This window comes from Skermanella aerolata KACC 11604, from assembly GCF_000936425.1.
In the GTDB taxonomy this organism is placed as follows: Bacteria; Pseudomonadota; Alphaproteobacteria; order Azospirillales; family Azospirillaceae; genus Skermanella; species Skermanella aerolata.
In genome coordinates this window covers 117,056-131,564 of record NZ_AVFK01000018.1, presented here as the reverse complement: position 1 = coordinate 131,564, position 14,509 = coordinate 117,056, and the positions used below count along the sequence as shown (strand labels likewise).

Sequence of the window (14,509 nt, the reverse complement as noted above, 5' to 3'; positions counted from 1 at the left end):
TGTATACAAGAAATGGAGCCATGTGGACATGACCCTGTCAGCGCCGGAAGATGCGCCTCTCAAGCTGCGTGACCGGATAGAGAACGAGATACTGACCGGCGACATGCCGCCGGGCTTCCGCCTGGACGAGGTGACGCTCGCTACCCGCTTCGGTGTCTCAAGAACGCCGATACGGGAAGCGCTGTTCCAGCTGGCCTCGGCGGGACTGATCGAGATCCGGCCCCGGCGCGGCGCCGTGGTCGCCGAAGTGGGACCGGAGCGCCTGGTCCAGATGTTCGAGGTGATGGCAGGGCTGGAAGGCATGGCCGGGCGTCTCGCCGCGCGCCGGCACACCGATGCCGACCGCCGGAGCCTGACCGACGCGCACGAAGCCTGCCGCCGCGCCGCGGAGACGGGCGACGCCGATGCCTATTATTACGAGAACGAACGCTTCCACCACGCGATCTACGCCGCCAGCCGCAATGCGTTCCTGATCGACCAGTGCGCGGCGCTGCACCGCCGCCTCAAACCCTACCGGCGCATCCAGCTCCAGGTTAAGAATCGCGTCGCGAACTCCCTGGCCGAGCACGAGGCGATCGTCGCCGCGATCCTGAACCTGGACGGCGATGCAGCCGAACGGCTGCTCCGCGACCACATCGTCATCCAGGGCGACCGCTTCTCGGACCTTATGGCCTCCATGTCGGAGCGGGCGGGCAGTACGGCGGCCAAGGGACGCTAAGCTTCGGTGTTAAGCTGTCCTCAGCTCGGTATGCGGGCGATGACTTTGATCTCGAAATCGAAGCCTGCCAGCCAGTTCACTCCCACCGCCGTCCAGTTCGGATAAGGCGGTTCGCCAATGACGCTATCGCGCACCGCCATGATGGTGTCGAGCTGATTGGCCGGGTCGGTATGGAAGGTGGTTACGTCAACGACGTCGTCGAGGGTGCAGCCGGCGGTCTTGAGCACGTTCACGAGATTCTGGAAAGCCAATCGTACCTGTTGCTCGAAATCGGGCTCCGGCGATCCGTCCGTGCGGCTGCCGACCTGTCCCGAGACGAACAGCAGATCGCCGGAGCGAATCGCCGCCGAGTAGCGGTACTTCTCGTTGAGCGCGCGCCGGTCGGCCGGAGTTATGGCTTCGCGTTTGGTCATTGTCCTATTCCTCATTACAAAAGGGCGATCCGTCGAGCTTCGAGCTTCGAGCTTCGAGCTTCACAACCGGGATGTAAGTTGATATACGTCCCGTATGTGAAAGTTAATTCACCTACGCGCCGTATGTCAAGACGCATACGTCACGTATGTGAATGAGAGGATAGGGCCATGGCCGCGAAACGGCGTTCTGAAATGATGGAGGAGACCCGCGCCAAGCTCATCAAGTCGGCGCGCAAGGCCTTTGCGGAGAAGGGTTATGCCGCCGCTTCGATGGATGAACTGACGGCCGAGGCCGGGCTGACGCGCGGGGCGCTCTATCACAACTTCGGTGACAAGCGGGGCCTCCTGCAAGCGGTTGTCAACCAGATCGATGCGGAGATGGCGGCACGCGCTTACGCTGTCGGCACCCAGGCCCAGAACGACTGGGCGGGACTGCTGGCGGAAGGCGTCGCTTACATCGAGATGGCGCTGGAGCCGGAGGTCCAGCGGATCGTGCTGCTCGACGGGCCAGCGTTCCTGGGCGATCCGTCGCAGTGGCCAAGCCAGAACAACTGCCTCCAGACGACGTTGCGGAAGGTGGAGCAGTTGATCGCGGAAGGGATCGTCAAGCCCATGGATGCCGAAGCGGCTGCCCGGCTGCTGAACGGGGCAGCGCTGAACGCTGCCCTCTGGGTCGCAGCCAGCGACCATCCACAAGATGTCCTCGCCAAGGCCGTCGAAGCGTTCCGGTTCCTCGCGGGAGGCCTGTTGGCGACCCCGGATCGATAAGAAATCGACCTGTATGGACAGCGTTTGTTGGGCCACGGCCCAACCTACAAGCTTCTGCTTCGTAGGTTGGGCCGTGGCCCAACATTTGCCTACCCCCGGTTAAACTCTTCGGCCGCTAGTATCACACGACCCGGAAGTTCTTGAACTGCCAGGGGTCCGACGTATCCACGTCTTCCGGGAACAGCACGCCCCGGCCTTCCAGCGGCGTCCAGTCGCTGTAGGACCCGACCAGCTTGCCCAGATACTGGCCGGCGATCTCCAGCACCCGCTGATGGTTGAGTTCCTCGGGCTCGACGATACCGGCCCTCGGGTTCTCGATCGCCCAGATGACGCCGGCCAGTGCCGAGGCCGTCACCTGGAGGCTGGTGGCGTTGTTGTGCGGAGCCAGCTCGCGCGCCTGATGGATCGATAGCTGCGAGCCGAACCAGTAGGCGCCCTTCTTGTGGCCCATCAGCAGCACGCCCAGCTCGTCAATTCCCTCGACGATCTCTTCCATCATCAGCCGCTTTTCCGGCTGCATCGTCCAGGTCTTGCCGGCGAACTCGTGCAGCGACAGGATCGCGTCGTCGCACGGATGATAGGCGTAGTGGACGGTCGGGCGGTAGCGGACCGAGGTCCGGTCCCAGACCGTCAGGTAATCGGCGATCGAGATCGCCTCGCTGTGCGTGATCAGGAAGCCATGGAGCGGGCCTTCCTTCGGCGTCCAGGTCCGGACGCGGGTGCCGGCGCCCGGCCGCATCAGGTAGATCGCCGCATCGCAGCCGAAGTCGTGGCGGCGGCCGTCGGGCGGCAGGCCGCGCTCGTGGGTTCCCCAGCCAAGCTCGGCCGGCTGGCAGCCCTCGCCGACGAAGCCGTCGATCGACCACGTATTGACGAACTCGCCGCGCTTCTTCGGGACGTTGGAAACCTGGGTATCGCGTTCCGCCACGTGGATCGCCTTGATCCCCAGCGTCTGTGCCAGCGCTGCCCAGCCGTTCCGATTGCGCGGCGCCTGGACCTCGACGCCCGTGTCGCGGGCGATGTCGAGCAGCGCCTGCTTGACGAAATGGGATACCAGACCCGGATTGGCGCCGTGGGTGATGACGGCGGTCGGTCCGTTGGCGAAACCGCCCTTGTGCTGCATCACCGCTTCGCGCAGCGCGTAGTTGGAACGCAGCGACGGCGACAGGCTGGTGTCGGTATAGCCGCCGGCCCAAGGCTCGATGCAGGTGTCCAGGTAGAGAGCGCCACGGGTATGGCAGAACTTTATCAGGGCCAGGCTGGACACATCCACCGACAGGTTCAGGATAAAGTCGCCTTCGCCGACCATCGGGTCGAGTACGGACCGGAAGTTTTCCCGCGTCAGGGCGATGCGGTGGAACTTGATGCCGTATTCTTCCGCCTCAGAATGGCCGCGTTCCTCGGCAGTCACGATCGAGATCTGCTCGGGCTTCATGTCGATGTGGCGCAGCAGGAGAGGCAAGATGCCCTGGCCGATGCTTCCGAAACCGACGATGACGATACGGCCGGCAAATTTCACGATGGGAGAGGTCAAGGTCATGGCATCTTCCGAACAGGCTGTTGGTGGCTGACGAATGTCGGGGCCCCGCTGGGTGGATGGTTGGATGGAGAGAGTAGAGGAAGGGCTGCGATCAGGCAGCCCGCTCCGTGATGTACCCGACCGATTGAGCCTCTTCGGCGCACCGTTCGGGGTGGTCTTCGGCTTCCAGGTAACCCGGAGTTTCGAGCAGCGGGCGGTCGGTCACGTCGATCAGGCGCGCATTGTCGAAGCCGTTGAAGGCGGTCCGCAGGCAGGAGCCATAGGCGCCGAGCTGGCCAAGTTCGATCCAGTCGCCGGCCCGGATGTCGGCCGGCAGCATGAACGGTCCCGCCATGTGGTCGGCGCTGTCGCAGGTCGGGCCGTAGAAGGCGAAGCCCTGTTCCGGCGCTTCCGACGCAGCCGCCTGGGTCGGGCGGATCATTCGGGCCGGGAACCGGAAGGCCGGTACGCCGGCATCCGACAGGCTGCCGTAGACGCCGTCGTTGATGAACAGCTCATGGCCCCGGCGCTTGATCACCTGCACCACCAGCGACACGCCCGGCGCCACCAGCGCGCGGCCCGGCTCGCACCACAGGCGGGTACGGGCGGGCAGCGCCAGCTTGGCGAAACCACGCGCGATGGCGGCCATGAAGTCGTCGAGCGGCGGCGGCGTCACGCCGGGATAGCTAACGGGAAAGCCGCCGCCGACGTCCAGCACGTCGATCTCGACTCCGGCCTGCGCGATCACGGCGCCGGCAAGGTCCATCGCACGCTCGTAGGCGGACGGGTCCAGGCACTGCGATCCGACATGGAAGCAGATGCCGATCTTCGGCGACACGGCGCGGGCGGCGCGCAGCAGGTCGGCGGCATCGGTGACGGCGGCGCCGAACTTGCCGGACAGGTCGTAGACGGCCGGACCCTTGGGCAAGGCGAGGCGGATGAACAGGCCGAGGTCGCCGGCGTTCTCCGTCTGCTCCAGCAGCTTCTCCAGCTCCTCGGCGCTGTCGAGCGAGAAGTCGCGGACGCCGTAGTCGAAATACGCCTGATGGATCGCACCGGGCGACTTGACCGGGTGCATGTAATGGATCTCGGCGTTCGGGAACATCTGGCGGACCAGACGCACTTCGGCGGGCGAGGCCGCGTCGAAGTGGCGGATGCCGCCTTCGTACAGGGCGCGCATCACGGCTGGTTCCGGATTGCACTTGACCGCGTACAGCACGTCGCCGGGGAAGGACGCGACGAACCGGGCCGCCGTCGCCGACAGGACGGCGGGGCGCAGGCAATGCACCGGGTCAGCCGGACGCATCGTCTCGATCAGGTTGTCGACGCAGGTGATCTGCTTGCGGACGGCGGGCGCGTTGCGGCGGAAACCGGTGGTGCCGCGACGGAGCGGGGAAACTGCGGAACGGAAACGAATCTGGGCCATGACGCATCCTCTCGAAGGCCGCGGCAGCGCCGGCAGGCCCAAGAAGTCAAAACGAGCCCCTACAGCCAGACGGCTGCGGGAAAGGACGAATTGTGGGGATGTGTGGCAAATCGGGCGACGCGCCGGCACCGCGAAAACAAGCGGTGTGCGGGATCTGATTAGCGTCGGCGGATTTGCCCGACAGCTACCGTTCTAAAGCCCTTTGGCCGATAGCAAACATACTTACCTCCCTCTCGGGACCGGCCCACTGTTGACCGGTTCTGCCAAAAAGGACGCGGTACGTCGTTACATAACCTCAAAGGGCCAGCGGCACGTGCGGGTGCGTCAACGACCGTTGAAATACTCTCTTTACGCGGAAATGCAAGGGTAATTTTGTTTCTAGCGGAAATTTTCTGACCGAAAGGTCAGGGAGCGGTCTCAGAGCAGGGCAAGCGCCAGATAGTCGCTGAGATAGCGCCAGATGCAGCCGACCTCGCGGAACCCGACCTGCCGCAGGGCGGCCAGATGGAATTCCATCGTCATCTCCTGCTTGGGAGGAAGGTTCGAGAATCGCCGGTGCCGCTCCGCGACGGCGGCGGCCAGTTCGGGCACCTCCGCGATGCCGTTCCACCAGCCGACCCAGTCGTGGGCGCCCTCGGTCTGCGCGGCCGCGCGGTTGGCCTTGATCGAGGCCGCCGCCATCCGCCGCAGCGTCGGCTGGGTCTGGTCGTAGGAGCAGATGTCGCCGTTGACGAAGACGCCGCCAGGCGCCAGCACCCTTGTAAGGTCCTGATAGACGCGCATCAGGTTGGGAGCGCCCAGCCAGTGCAGGGCCGTCGTGCTGACCACGGCGTCGAACTGCCGGCCCTCCAGATATTCGACCCAGTCGTGCCGGCGCATGTCCAGCTCGATCCAACTCCGGTCGGGATTGTCGGCATGGAGAACCCGCGCCAGCGTCAGCAGCACGGGATCGTAGTCGAGCCCGACGATCTCGGCGCCGGGCAGGCGGGCCGACAGGCGGTCGCCCAGGCTGCCCGGACCGCAGCCGAGATCGAGGATGACCGGAGCCACCAGACCGGAGGCGGTCAGCGCGTCGGCTATAATCTCGAACCGGCAGTCGCGGAAGCGGACATAGCCTTCCTGCTGACGGTTCCACTCGTCCAGCCACCGGCGCGCGGTCTCAGGCTTCAGGTCTCGAACTCGGGTCGCTGTCAAAGCCTGATCCATCCACGGCATCCTGCATGCGTCTTGTCGAGGGCTAAGCTACAGCCGATACAATACCGACGATAAAACCCTTCGTGTAGCCAAGTCTTCACAATTGCCCGGGCAAAGCTTGGGCAATTGGGTATGTCTCGAATGGTGCGCCGCAGCAATACTTTTGTGAAACTAAGGAGGATTATTGATGTATATCAATGTATTGAACGACATACCGGACAAACTGGACGAAGAAAACTTCCAGAGCATCCTGAGCGCTCGCTCGGTGAGGGTTGAGCGCATCGTCTCCCACGGCCACGCCTCTCCGCCGTCTTTCTGGTACGATCAGGACGAGGCGGAGTGGGTTCTGCTCCTCAAGGGAGCCGCCGTCCTCGAGTTCGAAGGCGAAGCCGAAGCCCTGAGGCTCGCCCCTGGCGACCACGTCGACATTCCGGCCCACCGCCGTCACCGGGTGGCATCGACCGCCCCCGACGAACCCACCGTCTGGCTAGCCGTCTTCTACGACGGCAAGCAGCCTCTTGCTTAAGCTTTCCGCCCCTTGGCGGGCGCCGCAACGCCGCCGAGTTCGCTTTCGAGGTCCGAGATGCGCTTGGCCATCGCCGCGCGGATGCCCGGAGCCACGGTCGGCTTCAACGCGCCGAACTGCTCACGGAGCTGGCGGAGCAGAAGGATCTTCTGGTCGCGGCTCCGCTTGATGGCGACGTTGTCGGAATGCTGGCCTTCGAAAGCGCGCATCGATGTTCTGCCCTATGGGAAATGGGAAACGCTGGATCGGGCCGGACCATAGGCTAAGAATCGCTGTTTATCAAGTCGTTACGATCGGATGCTGAGGCGCCGCATCAACTGGGATCACGCCGGTCACCCGGGGATCGTCGGTGATTCGCGTGACTTGCCTGACCGGGACGAATCCCATGCGCTGATACAGCCCGAGCGCCTTGGGATGATCCAGCGTACAGGTGTTGACCGTCAGCTTCTTCGCTCCGCCGCTCCACGCCGCATCGATGGCGCAGTTGAGCAGGAACGGCCCCAGCTTCATGCCGATGAAGTCCGGGATCATTCCGAAATAGCTCAGGTCGACCGCGTCGGCCTTGCGCCGGCTCAACTCCGCGTAGCCGGCCGGGACGCCGCCGACATAGAGGACCATGACCTCGACCCTGGGATCGTGGATGATGTGCGCCAATGCTTCGTCGCTCATGACCCGGCGCTCCGACCACAGCCACGGCTCGCCCACCGTGTCGTAGAGGTAACGGTAGAACGAGACCGTCGGACGCTCCGCCCGGAGCAGCGCCAGCTTTTCGACCGGCGGACGCTGCTTCGGGGCGGTCGGCTGCGTCGTCATCTCCAGATAGGTGACGACCACGCGGAGCTTGCCCGGCGGCAGCCCCGGAACGATGCGCAGATCGGGCGGTGTCGTCATCGGGCTGCCTTCACCAGCGATTCCAGTCCTGTTTCCGGCCCCAGCTCAGGCATCCGTCTTCGCCGCTCCCGTTTCGACCGGCAGGTCGTCACGCTGGCCCCACTCGGCCCAGGACCCGTCATAGACGGCCACGTCTTCCTTGCCCAGCAGGTACAGCCCCAGGACCGCGACGCAGGCGGTGACGCCGCTGCCGCAACTGGTCACGATCGGCCGCTTCATGTCGATGCCGGCCCGCTCGACCAGCGCCTGGAGCTCCTCGCCCGACTTGAACGTCCGGTCGGCCGGGTTCAGCATATCGTTGAAGGGAAGGTTGAGGCTGCCGGGAATGTGCCCGGCACGGCGGCCCGGCCAGAAATCCGCTTCGGCGCCGGTGAAGCGGCCCGATGCGCGGGCATCGACGACCTGTTCCCGTCCGCTCTCCAGGTTCGCCTTGATCTGATCCGCTTCGCGGACCAGGAAGCTGTTGAGCCGGGGGGTGAAGTGACGCTCGCGCGGCATCGGCGGCAGGTCTTCCAGCTCCCGGCCCTCGGCGATCCACTTGGGCAGGCCGCCGTCCAGCACCGCCACGTCTCGGTGACCGAACACCCGGAACATCCACCAGACCCTGGCGGCGCTCATCAGTCCATGGGTATCGTACACGACGATGCGGACGCCGTCGCCCAGGCCCAGCTTGCGCACGCGCGCTGTGAACTTCTCGGGCGCCGGCAGCATGTGCGGCAGGCTGCTGGAGGTGTCCGAAATCTCGTCGATATCGAAGAACACGGCACCGGGGATGTGACGCTCATTGTACTCGGCGCGGGCGTCGCGGTCGGAGCCGGGCAGGAAGTATGTGGCATCGACCACCCGGACGTCGGGTGCGCTCAGGTGCTGCGCCAGCCACTCGGTGCTGACCAGAGCGTCGGGTTTGGAGTATGGCATCGTTTCCCCTCGATTGATCGGCGTGTCCGGACCCGGCCCCTCAGGGCGCCAGCGCCACGACCACGCGCCTGTTCTGTTTACCCTTGTTCTCGATCTTCACGACCTCGACGCGGCCGATCTCGCCCGTACGCGCGACATGGGTCCCGCCGCAGGGCTGGAGGTCGACGTCCCCGATCTCGACCAGCCTGACCTGTCCCGACCCGGTCGGCGGCTTGACGGACATGGTGCGCACCAAGTCGGGCTTCGCTTCAAGCTCGGCGTCGTCGATCCAGCGATAGGACACGGGATGGTCGCCCTCGATCAGCCGGTTCAGCGCGGCGGTCAGCTCTTCCTTGTCCAGGCTGGCGGACGGCACGTTGAAGTCCAGCCGGCTCTTGTCCGCGCCGATCTGCCCGCCGGTCACGGCTCCTGGCACCACGGCGCACAGCAGGTGAAGGCAGGTATGCATCCGCATATGGGCGAACCGGCGGTCCCAGTCGATCTCGACCTCCACCGACGAACCGACGGCGGGAAGCGCCGAGCCCGGCTCCGGCACGTGGATCACGGAGTCCGGTCCGTCGCCCTTGACGGCCTCGGCCAGCCTGACTTCGCCCCCATCGTGGCGCAGCACCCCGGTGTCGCCCGGCTGCCCGCCGCCTGCCGCGTAGAAGACGGTCCGGTCCAGCGTGATGCCGCGCTCCTCCACCGCGGTCACGGTGGCTCCGGTGCGGGCGGCATAGGCATCGCGGCGGAAGATCAGTTCCATAAAGGACCCCAATGGTTTGCCCAGCGGTTTGCCCAGCGGTTTGCTCAGTCGGCCAGCCAGGACGGGACCGGCAGGTTCTTCTCGCGCAGGAAGCCCGGATTGAACAGCTTCGACTGGTAGCGCGTCCCGAAGTCGCACAGGATGGTCACGACGGTATGGCCTGGACCGAGGTCCTGCGCCACCTTCACCGCCGCCATCACGTTGATGGCGCTCGACCCGCCCAGGCACAGGCCCTCGTTCTTCAGCAGGTCGAACACCAGCGGCAGCGCTTCCTCGTCGGTCACCCGGAGCGCGTCGTCGATCGGAGCGCCTTCCAGGTTCTTCGTGATCCGGCCCTGGCCGATGCCTTCCGTGATCGAGTTGCCCTCGGCCTTCAACTCGCCATGGGCGTAGTAGTTATATAGGGCGGAACCGAGCGGATCGGCCAGCGTGATCCGGATGTCCGGCTTCTTCTCCTTCAGCGCCATCGCGACGCCGGCCAGAGTGCCGCCGGTGCCGACGGCGCAGGTGAAGGCGTCGATCCGGCCGCCGGTCTGCCGCCAGATCTCCTGGCCGGTCGTCGCGGCGTGGCCCTCGCGGTTGGCGACGTTGTCGAACTGGTTCGCCCAGATGGCGCCGTTCGGCTCCGTCTCCGCCAGTTCCTTGGCCAGCGTCTCGGAATAGCGGACGTAGTTGCCGGGATTGGCGTAGGGCAGGGCCGGGACCAGCCGGAGATCGGTCCCGATCAGCCGCAGCATGTCCTTCTTTTCCTGGCTCTGCGTCTCGGGCATGACGATGACCGTGCGGTAACCCAGCGCGTTGCCGACCAGCCCCAGCCCGATGCCGGTATTGCCGGCCGTCCCCTCGACGATGACGCCGCCGGGCTTCAGCAGCCCGCGCCGCTCGGCGTCGCGTACGATCGCGATGGCGGCGCGGTCCTTGACCGATCCGCCGGGGTTGAGGAATTCGGCCTTGCCGAGGATGTTACAGCCGGTCGCTTTTGATGGCCCTTCAAGGCGGATCAGTGGCGTATTGCCGATGCTGCCGATGAAACCGTCGCGTACGTCCACAGAAACCCGCTCTTCTTCAGTCTGCCAGGATGGGTGACAGACTAACCGGCGGTCAGGTCCGGATCAAGCGGACGTACCCTTCAGGCTCGCCTGATGGCGCGCCAGCCAGTTGAGCGCGATCACGCTCGCCGCATTCTCGATCTCGCCCTCGTCGGCCATCCGGATCGCCTCGGCCGCCGGCACGACATGGACCCGGATGTCCTCGTGCTCGTCCGCGACTCCATGGATGCCGGTAGCCTTCCGCGAATCGACGATGCCCAGGAACACCGTGACGATCTCGGTGCTGCCGCCGATGCTCGCCATGAACTGCGAGATCTGCCTGACCTCGCCGGCGATTTCGCAGCCCGTTTCCTCCATCGCCTCGCGCCGGGCCACGCCGGCCAGTTCCTCGCCCGGCTTGACGACTCCGGCAGGCGTCTCGATGCACCAGGCCGACCGGCCCGCAAGGTAGGCCGGCAGCCGGAACTGCTCGACCATCACGACAGTATCCAGATCCGGATCGTAGAGCAGGATGGCGACCGCATTGCCGCGCTCGAAGATCTCGCGTGAGACCTCCGGCGTCCAGGAGCCGTCGAACTTGCGGTGCCGAAGCCGATAGCGCTCCATGCGGAAGAAACCGGCGAAGACGGTTTCCTTCTCCCGGATGTCGATATCCTGCTCGTCGTTCATGGTGTCACTCCGCCAACATGCCAGGCCGCCCGCTCAACACGGAAGGCGCCATCGCTTATTAGCGTATGGCGTCACCCGGCGCGAGCATCCTGCCGATGGACCGGCGGACGCCGAATGGCTAGACCTCTTCGGACAAGGCTTCGGTTTCCCCGGTGCCGCTTTCGGGCTCCCCGGAAGGGTCGTCCTCCTTCGCCGGGACCCGCTCCAGACTGATGCTTTCGCTGACGGTCCGCAGGAAGTCCAGGGTCCGGCGGCGGACGTCCATGTCGCCGATGGCGTAATAGGCCCTGACCAGCTCGGCGGTTTCCTTGCTCAGGAGCACGTCGGCGTCCAGGGACGGCTCGCGGGACGCCGACAATCGCCCCGGCAGCCTGCCGGGCATGACGGCGGCGGTTTCATCCGGCATATCGGCGAAGAAATACGAAACCGGCACATCGAGAACCCTGGACAGGTCATACAGGCGGCTGGCGCCGCGCTCGTATTTCTGGATCTGCTGGAAGGTCAGGCCCAGGGCGGCTCCCAGCTTTTCCTGGCTTATCCCCAACAGCAGGCGACGCAGGCGCAGTCTGCTGCCCACATGGGCATCGATCTCGTTGGCGACATTCTTAGGCTTGCGTATCATTTCCCACACCCGTCCCCGAATCCCGATACCGTCGGTGCAGGAACCTCGTTCCCGGACCCGGGCGGCATGCTATACGGGGATAGGGCTAAATACCACTAAAAGTCGATATATTATTTCGTATACCGCCGCCTATAGGCGAAGGTATAGCGCAAAAAGTCAGAATGTTGGATTGAGGCGCAGATGCCGGTATCTATCCATCGACATCACGGTGATCGTTTCTACCCGATCGCCACGCCGGATGTCGAGCGGTACCCGTATTCCGGCTTCGCCTAAAGCCCAGATCTTCCGATAAAGATCCGCAAGGCGGCTCACCGGTTGTCCGCCGACGCCGACTATGGCGTCATTTGACCGCAGGCCCGCCGTTTCGGCGGGGCTGCCCGGCGTCACTTTACGGATGACCAGCCTGTCGCCCTCCTCGTTGGTGGTCAGCCCAAGCCAGGGGCGCGGCGGCGTCGCATTGCGGCCAAGCGCAATCAGGTCGCCCAGGATCGGGCGCAGCACGTCGACCGGGATGAACATGTTGCCGGGCATCGACAAGGGCGGCGCCGCGTCGTGGACGAACAGGGAACCGACGCCGATCAGTTCGCCCTTCGGCGATACCAGGGCGGCCCCGCCGAACTCCATGACCGGCGGCGACGTGAACAGCGCGTCGTCCAGCAGATACTCCCAGTAACCGGCGAACTCGCGCCGCGAAACGAGCTGAGTGGCGCGCACGCCCTCGGCGCCGCCATGGATCAGCGCCAGCATCGGATCGCCGACCTTGACGTCCGCCGAGCGTCCCAGCCGCATGGGCTTGGCCTTGAAGCCGTAGCCGCCCCGCAGGAGCCCGAAGCCGCTGGCCTGGTCGTAGGCGACGATTTCCGCCGGATAGGTCTTGCCGTCCGCGTTCCGGACCTCGACCGAGCTTGCCTCCATCACCAGGTAGCCGATGGTGACGATCAGGCCGGTGCTGTCGATCACGACGCCGCTGCCGCTGCGTTCGGTCCCCAGCGACTCGGCGGAGCGCGCGTTGGACGGGACCATGGCCCTGACGCCCACGACGGACTGGACCATCGCCGCCAGATCGGGCGATTCCACCCGCTGGGCCGTCGCTGGTGCCGGCGTCCAGCACGCGGCGATCGCAGCCAGGACGAAGACGAGAAGAGGGAAAACCCTTGGTGCGGGCCGGCAGCGCCGGTTCGACGAAACGCCAGGTGCCGGGACCATGTCACGCCTCCATCGTCACGCCCACGGCGTTGTCCGCGGGATCATCAATGACATGTGCGGCGGATGGCCGGGCATCAAGCGCGAAACGGAAAAGCAGGTGCCGGCAAGTGGAAAAAACCGGGGCGGGCCAGCGCGAGAAAGCCCGCCCCCGGACAAGTTGCGCTTACACAAGGAGTCGTCGAAGTATTGACGCCGAAAGCCTGGTGGGAGTGGCCTAGCGCGGCAGCGGGATCAGGATCATCGGCCGCGTATTCTCCGGCAGCGAATTTCCGGGAACACCCAGTCCGTCGCCCAATCCGTCGCTCAAGCCGCCGCCGGTCGCCAGAAGCATGCCGGCGGCGATGGAAACCATCAGAACCAGGGCCACTGTCGCCGTAACGCGATGGCTGCGGGTAAGTGTGACATTGTGTCCAGCCGCGATCTGCATGGTCCGCTCCCTCACTCGATACATATGGGGACCGAAACCGCTTTTCAGCCGACCGGCCCACCCGCTTTCAAATAGATGATGCACCACTCCATGGGCTCTCGGTGATTATTTTAATGCCCGCTTGCTGAATAGTCAGGACAGTGTAGTAAAATTGCGTCAGCAATAACGACCTATCCACGGCAGGCATAGAGGAAGACTATTACCGTACTAGTTCTTCTTCTTGCATCAATTTAGAAAAAATCGATTGGAGTATGTATGAAAACAGTGGGGGAGGGGAGGGCAGGGGAGGGAAGAGGAGTTCACCCTGCCCTCGCAATCGACAATTGGACATCACGCGCGCGACGCCGGCGGCACGCACCGTTTCTGCCCATTACTACAACGATTTCAGGAAGTTGGAGGCACGGGTGGGAATCGAACCCACATATACGGATTTGCAGTCCGCTGCATCACCACTCTGCCACCGCGCCACGGTGCCGGCTACCGGCTGAAACTCGCCGGCCCGGAAGGTGACCTGATATAGCGGGCCGGATTGTCCCGGTCAAGCACTGCTCCGCGCACATCTCGCGGCTGTTCGACACTCCCGTCCACGAAACCCGCCTTGCCCGGAACCCCGCCGCGAGAACCCCGGTCCCAAGGCTGTCCGTTGTGTTTCAACGGATTGGCGGATATAAGGCCATTCAGCGCCGCTCCGCCGCGGATCACAGGCGCGTCCAGGCGAAACAAGATCAGAAAACGGTTGCCATGCCCGATTATTCAGCCGCTCGCTATAATATGGTCGAAGGGCAGGTTCGCCCCAACAAAGTGACCGACCACGCCCTGGTCGACGCGATGTCGCGTATCCCCCGGGAACTGTTCGTGCCCAAGGCGTCGCGCGGGATCGCCTATGTCGACGAGGACATTCCCGTCGCCAAGGGACGCTATCTGATCGAGCCGATGGTGATCGCCCGCCTCCTCCAGGAAGCCTACGTCAAGCCGACCGACATCGTCCTCGACGTCGGCGCCTGCACCGGCTACGCCAGCGCGCTGCTGTCCCGCATGGCCGCGACGGTCGTGGCGCTCGAGTCCGATGCGGAACTGGCCTCGCGCGCCGAAGCGACGCTGCGCGAACTCGGCGTCGACAACGTGGTGGTGGTGCAGGGCCCGCTGGAGCAGGGATATGCAAAACAAGCGCCCTACGATGTGATACTTTTGCACGGGGCCGTGGCGGAAGTACCTCCGGAGATCTTGGAGCAGTTGGCCGAAGGCGGCAGGTTGGTTACAGTCGTATCGCCCGACGGGCGGATGGGACAGGCCCGTCTGTTCCAGCGCACGGGCAAGGTTGAAACGGGCCGCATCCTGTTCGACGCCGCGACGCCGCTGCTGCCCGGATTCGAACCGAAGCCGGTTTTCGAGTTCTGAGCGGACCGGGCAGGGCTGTC

The 14,509-nt window shown here is 64.8% G+C and carries 17 protein-coding genes and 1 tRNA gene; 4 read left to right on the top strand and 14 right to left on the bottom strand.

Going from position 1 to position 14,509, the window contains the following annotated elements:
• Window positions 1-28 precede the first annotated feature (28 nt).
• Window positions 29-718 carry a GntR family transcriptional regulator gene (locus N826_RS21280; RefSeq protein WP_044432112.1) on the top strand — a complete coding sequence of 230 codons (690 nt, stop codon included), beginning with the start codon at window positions 29-31 and terminating at the stop codon, window positions 716-718.
• A 20-nt stretch (window positions 719-738) separates the two neighbouring features.
• On the opposite strand, the gene N826_RS21275 is transcribed toward N826_RS21280, so the two are convergent.
• The gene (locus tag N826_RS21275; RefSeq protein WP_044432111.1) at window positions 739-1,131 is read right to left on the bottom strand and encodes a RidA family protein; all 393 of its coding nucleotides are present in this window, start codon (window positions 1,129-1,131) and stop codon (window positions 739-741) included.
• A 168-nt stretch (window positions 1,132-1,299) separates the two neighbouring features.
• Here N826_RS21275 and N826_RS21270 point away from each other — a divergent pair, with 168 nt between their 5' ends.
• Window positions 1,300-1,899 (top strand): TetR/AcrR family transcriptional regulator, encoded by a 600-nt coding sequence (locus N826_RS21270; protein ID WP_044432110.1) that lies wholly within the window; start codon window positions 1,300-1,302, stop codon window positions 1,897-1,899.
• Window positions 1,900-2,020: 121 nt separating this feature from the next.
• On the opposite strand, the gene N826_RS21265 is transcribed toward N826_RS21270, so the two are convergent.
• The 3 genes from N826_RS21265 to N826_RS21255 form a co-directional block, all read right to left on the bottom strand.
• Entirely contained in the window at window positions 2,021-3,439 is a 1,419-nt protein-coding gene (locus N826_RS21265; RefSeq protein WP_044432109.1) for a homospermidine synthase, read from the bottom strand.
• A 91-nt stretch (window positions 3,440-3,530) separates the two neighbouring features.
• Entirely contained in the window at window positions 3,531-4,844 is a 1,314-nt protein-coding gene (locus N826_RS21260; protein ID WP_084720981.1) for a type III PLP-dependent enzyme, read from the bottom strand.
• A gap of 417 nt (window positions 4,845-5,261) precedes the next feature.
• Window positions 5,262-6,050 (bottom strand): class I SAM-dependent methyltransferase, encoded by a 789-nt coding sequence (locus N826_RS21255; RefSeq protein ID WP_044432108.1) that lies wholly within the window; start codon window positions 6,048-6,050, stop codon window positions 5,262-5,264.
• Between the two features lie 175 nt (window positions 6,051-6,225).
• On the opposite strand from N826_RS21255, the gene N826_RS21250 reads away from it, so the two are divergent.
• On the top strand, window positions 6,226-6,564 hold the full coding sequence (locus tag N826_RS21250; protein WP_044432106.1) for a cupin domain-containing protein: 339 nt from the start codon (window positions 6,226-6,228) through the stop codon (window positions 6,562-6,564).
• Here N826_RS21250 and N826_RS21245 read toward each other — a convergent pair.
• From N826_RS21245 to N826_RS21200, 10 genes are all read right to left on the bottom strand, one after another.
• Window positions 6,561-6,773 (bottom strand): hypothetical protein, encoded by a 213-nt coding sequence (locus tag N826_RS21245; RefSeq protein WP_044432104.1) that lies wholly within the window; start codon window positions 6,771-6,773, stop codon window positions 6,561-6,563. The genes N826_RS21250 and N826_RS21245 overlap by 4 nt on opposite strands.
• Window positions 6,774-6,843: 70 nt before the next feature.
• Window positions 6,844-7,455 (bottom strand): GNAT family N-acetyltransferase, encoded by a 612-nt coding sequence (locus N826_RS21240; RefSeq protein WP_044432102.1) that lies wholly within the window; start codon window positions 7,453-7,455, stop codon window positions 6,844-6,846.
• Between the two features lie 45 nt (window positions 7,456-7,500).
• Entirely contained in the window at window positions 7,501-8,373 is an 873-nt protein-coding gene (gene sseA / locus N826_RS21235) for a 3-mercaptopyruvate sulfurtransferase (RefSeq protein WP_044432101.1), read from the bottom strand.
• Window positions 8,374-8,413: 40 nt separating this feature from the next.
• Window positions 8,414-9,118 carry an alanyl-tRNA editing protein gene (locus N826_RS21230; RefSeq protein ID WP_044432099.1) on the bottom strand — a complete coding sequence of 235 codons (705 nt, stop codon included), beginning with the start codon at window positions 9,116-9,118 and terminating at the stop codon, window positions 8,414-8,416.
• Between the two features lie 44 nt (window positions 9,119-9,162).
• Window positions 9,163-10,167, bottom strand: a complete 1,005-nt coding sequence (locus N826_RS21225) for a cysteine synthase A (RefSeq protein WP_044432097.1) — start codon at window positions 10,165-10,167, stop codon at window positions 9,163-9,165.
• 63 nt (window positions 10,168-10,230) lie between these two features.
• Window positions 10,231-10,836, bottom strand: coding sequence for an NUDIX domain-containing protein (locus N826_RS21220; protein WP_044432095.1), 606 nt, complete (start codon window positions 10,834-10,836; stop codon window positions 10,231-10,233).
• Window positions 10,837-10,954: 118 nt separating this feature from the next.
• A complete protein-coding gene (locus tag N826_RS21215; RefSeq protein ID WP_063772289.1) occupies window positions 10,955-11,458 on the bottom strand; it encodes a helix-turn-helix domain-containing protein in 504 nt (167 codons plus the stop codon).
• A gap of 156 nt (window positions 11,459-11,614) precedes the next feature.
• Complete coding sequence (locus tag N826_RS21210; protein ID WP_052831721.1) at window positions 11,615-12,664, bottom strand: S1C family serine protease; 1,050 nt, start codon at window positions 12,662-12,664, stop codon at window positions 11,615-11,617.
• A gap of 214 nt (window positions 12,665-12,878) precedes the next feature.
• The gene (locus N826_RS21205) at window positions 12,879-13,091 is read right to left on the bottom strand and encodes a hypothetical protein (RefSeq protein WP_044432094.1); all 213 of its coding nucleotides are present in this window, start codon (window positions 13,089-13,091) and stop codon (window positions 12,879-12,881) included.
• Window positions 13,092-13,484: 393 nt separating this feature from the next.
• Window positions 13,485-13,558 (bottom strand) — tRNA-Cys (locus N826_RS21200).
• 274 nt (window positions 13,559-13,832) lie between these two features.
• Here N826_RS21200 and N826_RS21195 point away from each other — a divergent pair.
• Window positions 13,833-14,489 (top strand): protein-L-isoaspartate O-methyltransferase family protein, encoded by a 657-nt coding sequence (locus tag N826_RS21195; protein WP_044432092.1) that lies wholly within the window; start codon window positions 13,833-13,835, stop codon window positions 14,487-14,489.
• Window positions 14,490-14,509 lie beyond the last annotated feature (20 nt).

What these genes read in the sequence shown, in the direction of transcription:
- N826_RS21280 (WP_044432112.1), top strand. Translation starts at nt 29, where the DNA reads ATGACCCTGTCAGCGCCGGAAGATGCGCCTCTCAAGCTGCGTGACCGG.
- N826_RS21275 (WP_044432111.1), bottom strand. Translation starts at nt 1,131, where the DNA reads ATGACCAAACGCGAAGCCATAACTCCGGCCGACCGGCGCGCGCTCAAC.
- N826_RS21270 (WP_044432110.1), top strand. Translation starts at nt 1,300, where the DNA reads ATGGCCGCGAAACGGCGTTCTGAAATGATGGAGGAGACCCGCGCCAAG.
- N826_RS21265 (WP_044432109.1), bottom strand. Translation starts at nt 3,439, where the DNA reads ATGACCTTGACCTCTCCCATCGTGAAATTTGCCGGCCGTATCGTCATC.
- N826_RS21260 (WP_084720981.1), bottom strand. Translation starts at nt 4,844, where the DNA reads ATGGCCCAGATTCGTTTCCGTTCCGCAGTTTCCCCGCTCCGTCGCGGC.
- N826_RS21255 (WP_044432108.1), bottom strand. Translation starts at nt 6,050, where the DNA reads ATGGATCAGGCTTTGACAGCGACCCGAGTTCGAGACCTGAAGCCTGAG.
- N826_RS21250 (WP_044432106.1), top strand. Translation starts at nt 6,226, where the DNA reads ATGTATATCAATGTATTGAACGACATACCGGACAAACTGGACGAAGAA.
- N826_RS21245 (WP_044432104.1), bottom strand. Translation starts at nt 6,773, where the DNA reads ATGCGCGCTTTCGAAGGCCAGCATTCCGACAACGTCGCCATCAAGCGG.
- N826_RS21240 (WP_044432102.1), bottom strand. Translation starts at nt 7,455, where the DNA reads ATGACGACACCGCCCGATCTGCGCATCGTTCCGGGGCTGCCGCCGGGC.
- sseA (WP_044432101.1), bottom strand. Translation starts at nt 8,373, where the DNA reads ATGCCATACTCCAAACCCGACGCTCTGGTCAGCACCGAGTGGCTGGCG.
- N826_RS21230 (WP_044432099.1), bottom strand. Translation starts at nt 9,118, where the DNA reads ATGGAACTGATCTTCCGCCGCGATGCCTATGCCGCCCGCACCGGAGCC.
- N826_RS21220 (WP_044432095.1), bottom strand. Translation starts at nt 10,836, where the DNA reads ATGAACGACGAGCAGGATATCGACATCCGGGAGAAGGAAACCGTCTTC.
- N826_RS21215 (WP_063772289.1), bottom strand. Translation starts at nt 11,458, where the DNA reads ATGATACGCAAGCCTAAGAATGTCGCCAACGAGATCGATGCCCATGTG.
- N826_RS21210 (WP_052831721.1), bottom strand. Translation starts at nt 12,664, where the DNA reads ATGGTCCCGGCACCTGGCGTTTCGTCGAACCGGCGCTGCCGGCCCGCA.
- N826_RS21205 (WP_044432094.1), bottom strand. Translation starts at nt 13,091, where the DNA reads ATGCAGATCGCGGCTGGACACAATGTCACACTTACCCGCAGCCATCGC.
- N826_RS21195 (WP_044432092.1), top strand. Translation starts at nt 13,833, where the DNA reads ATGCCCGATTATTCAGCCGCTCGCTATAATATGGTCGAAGGGCAGGTT.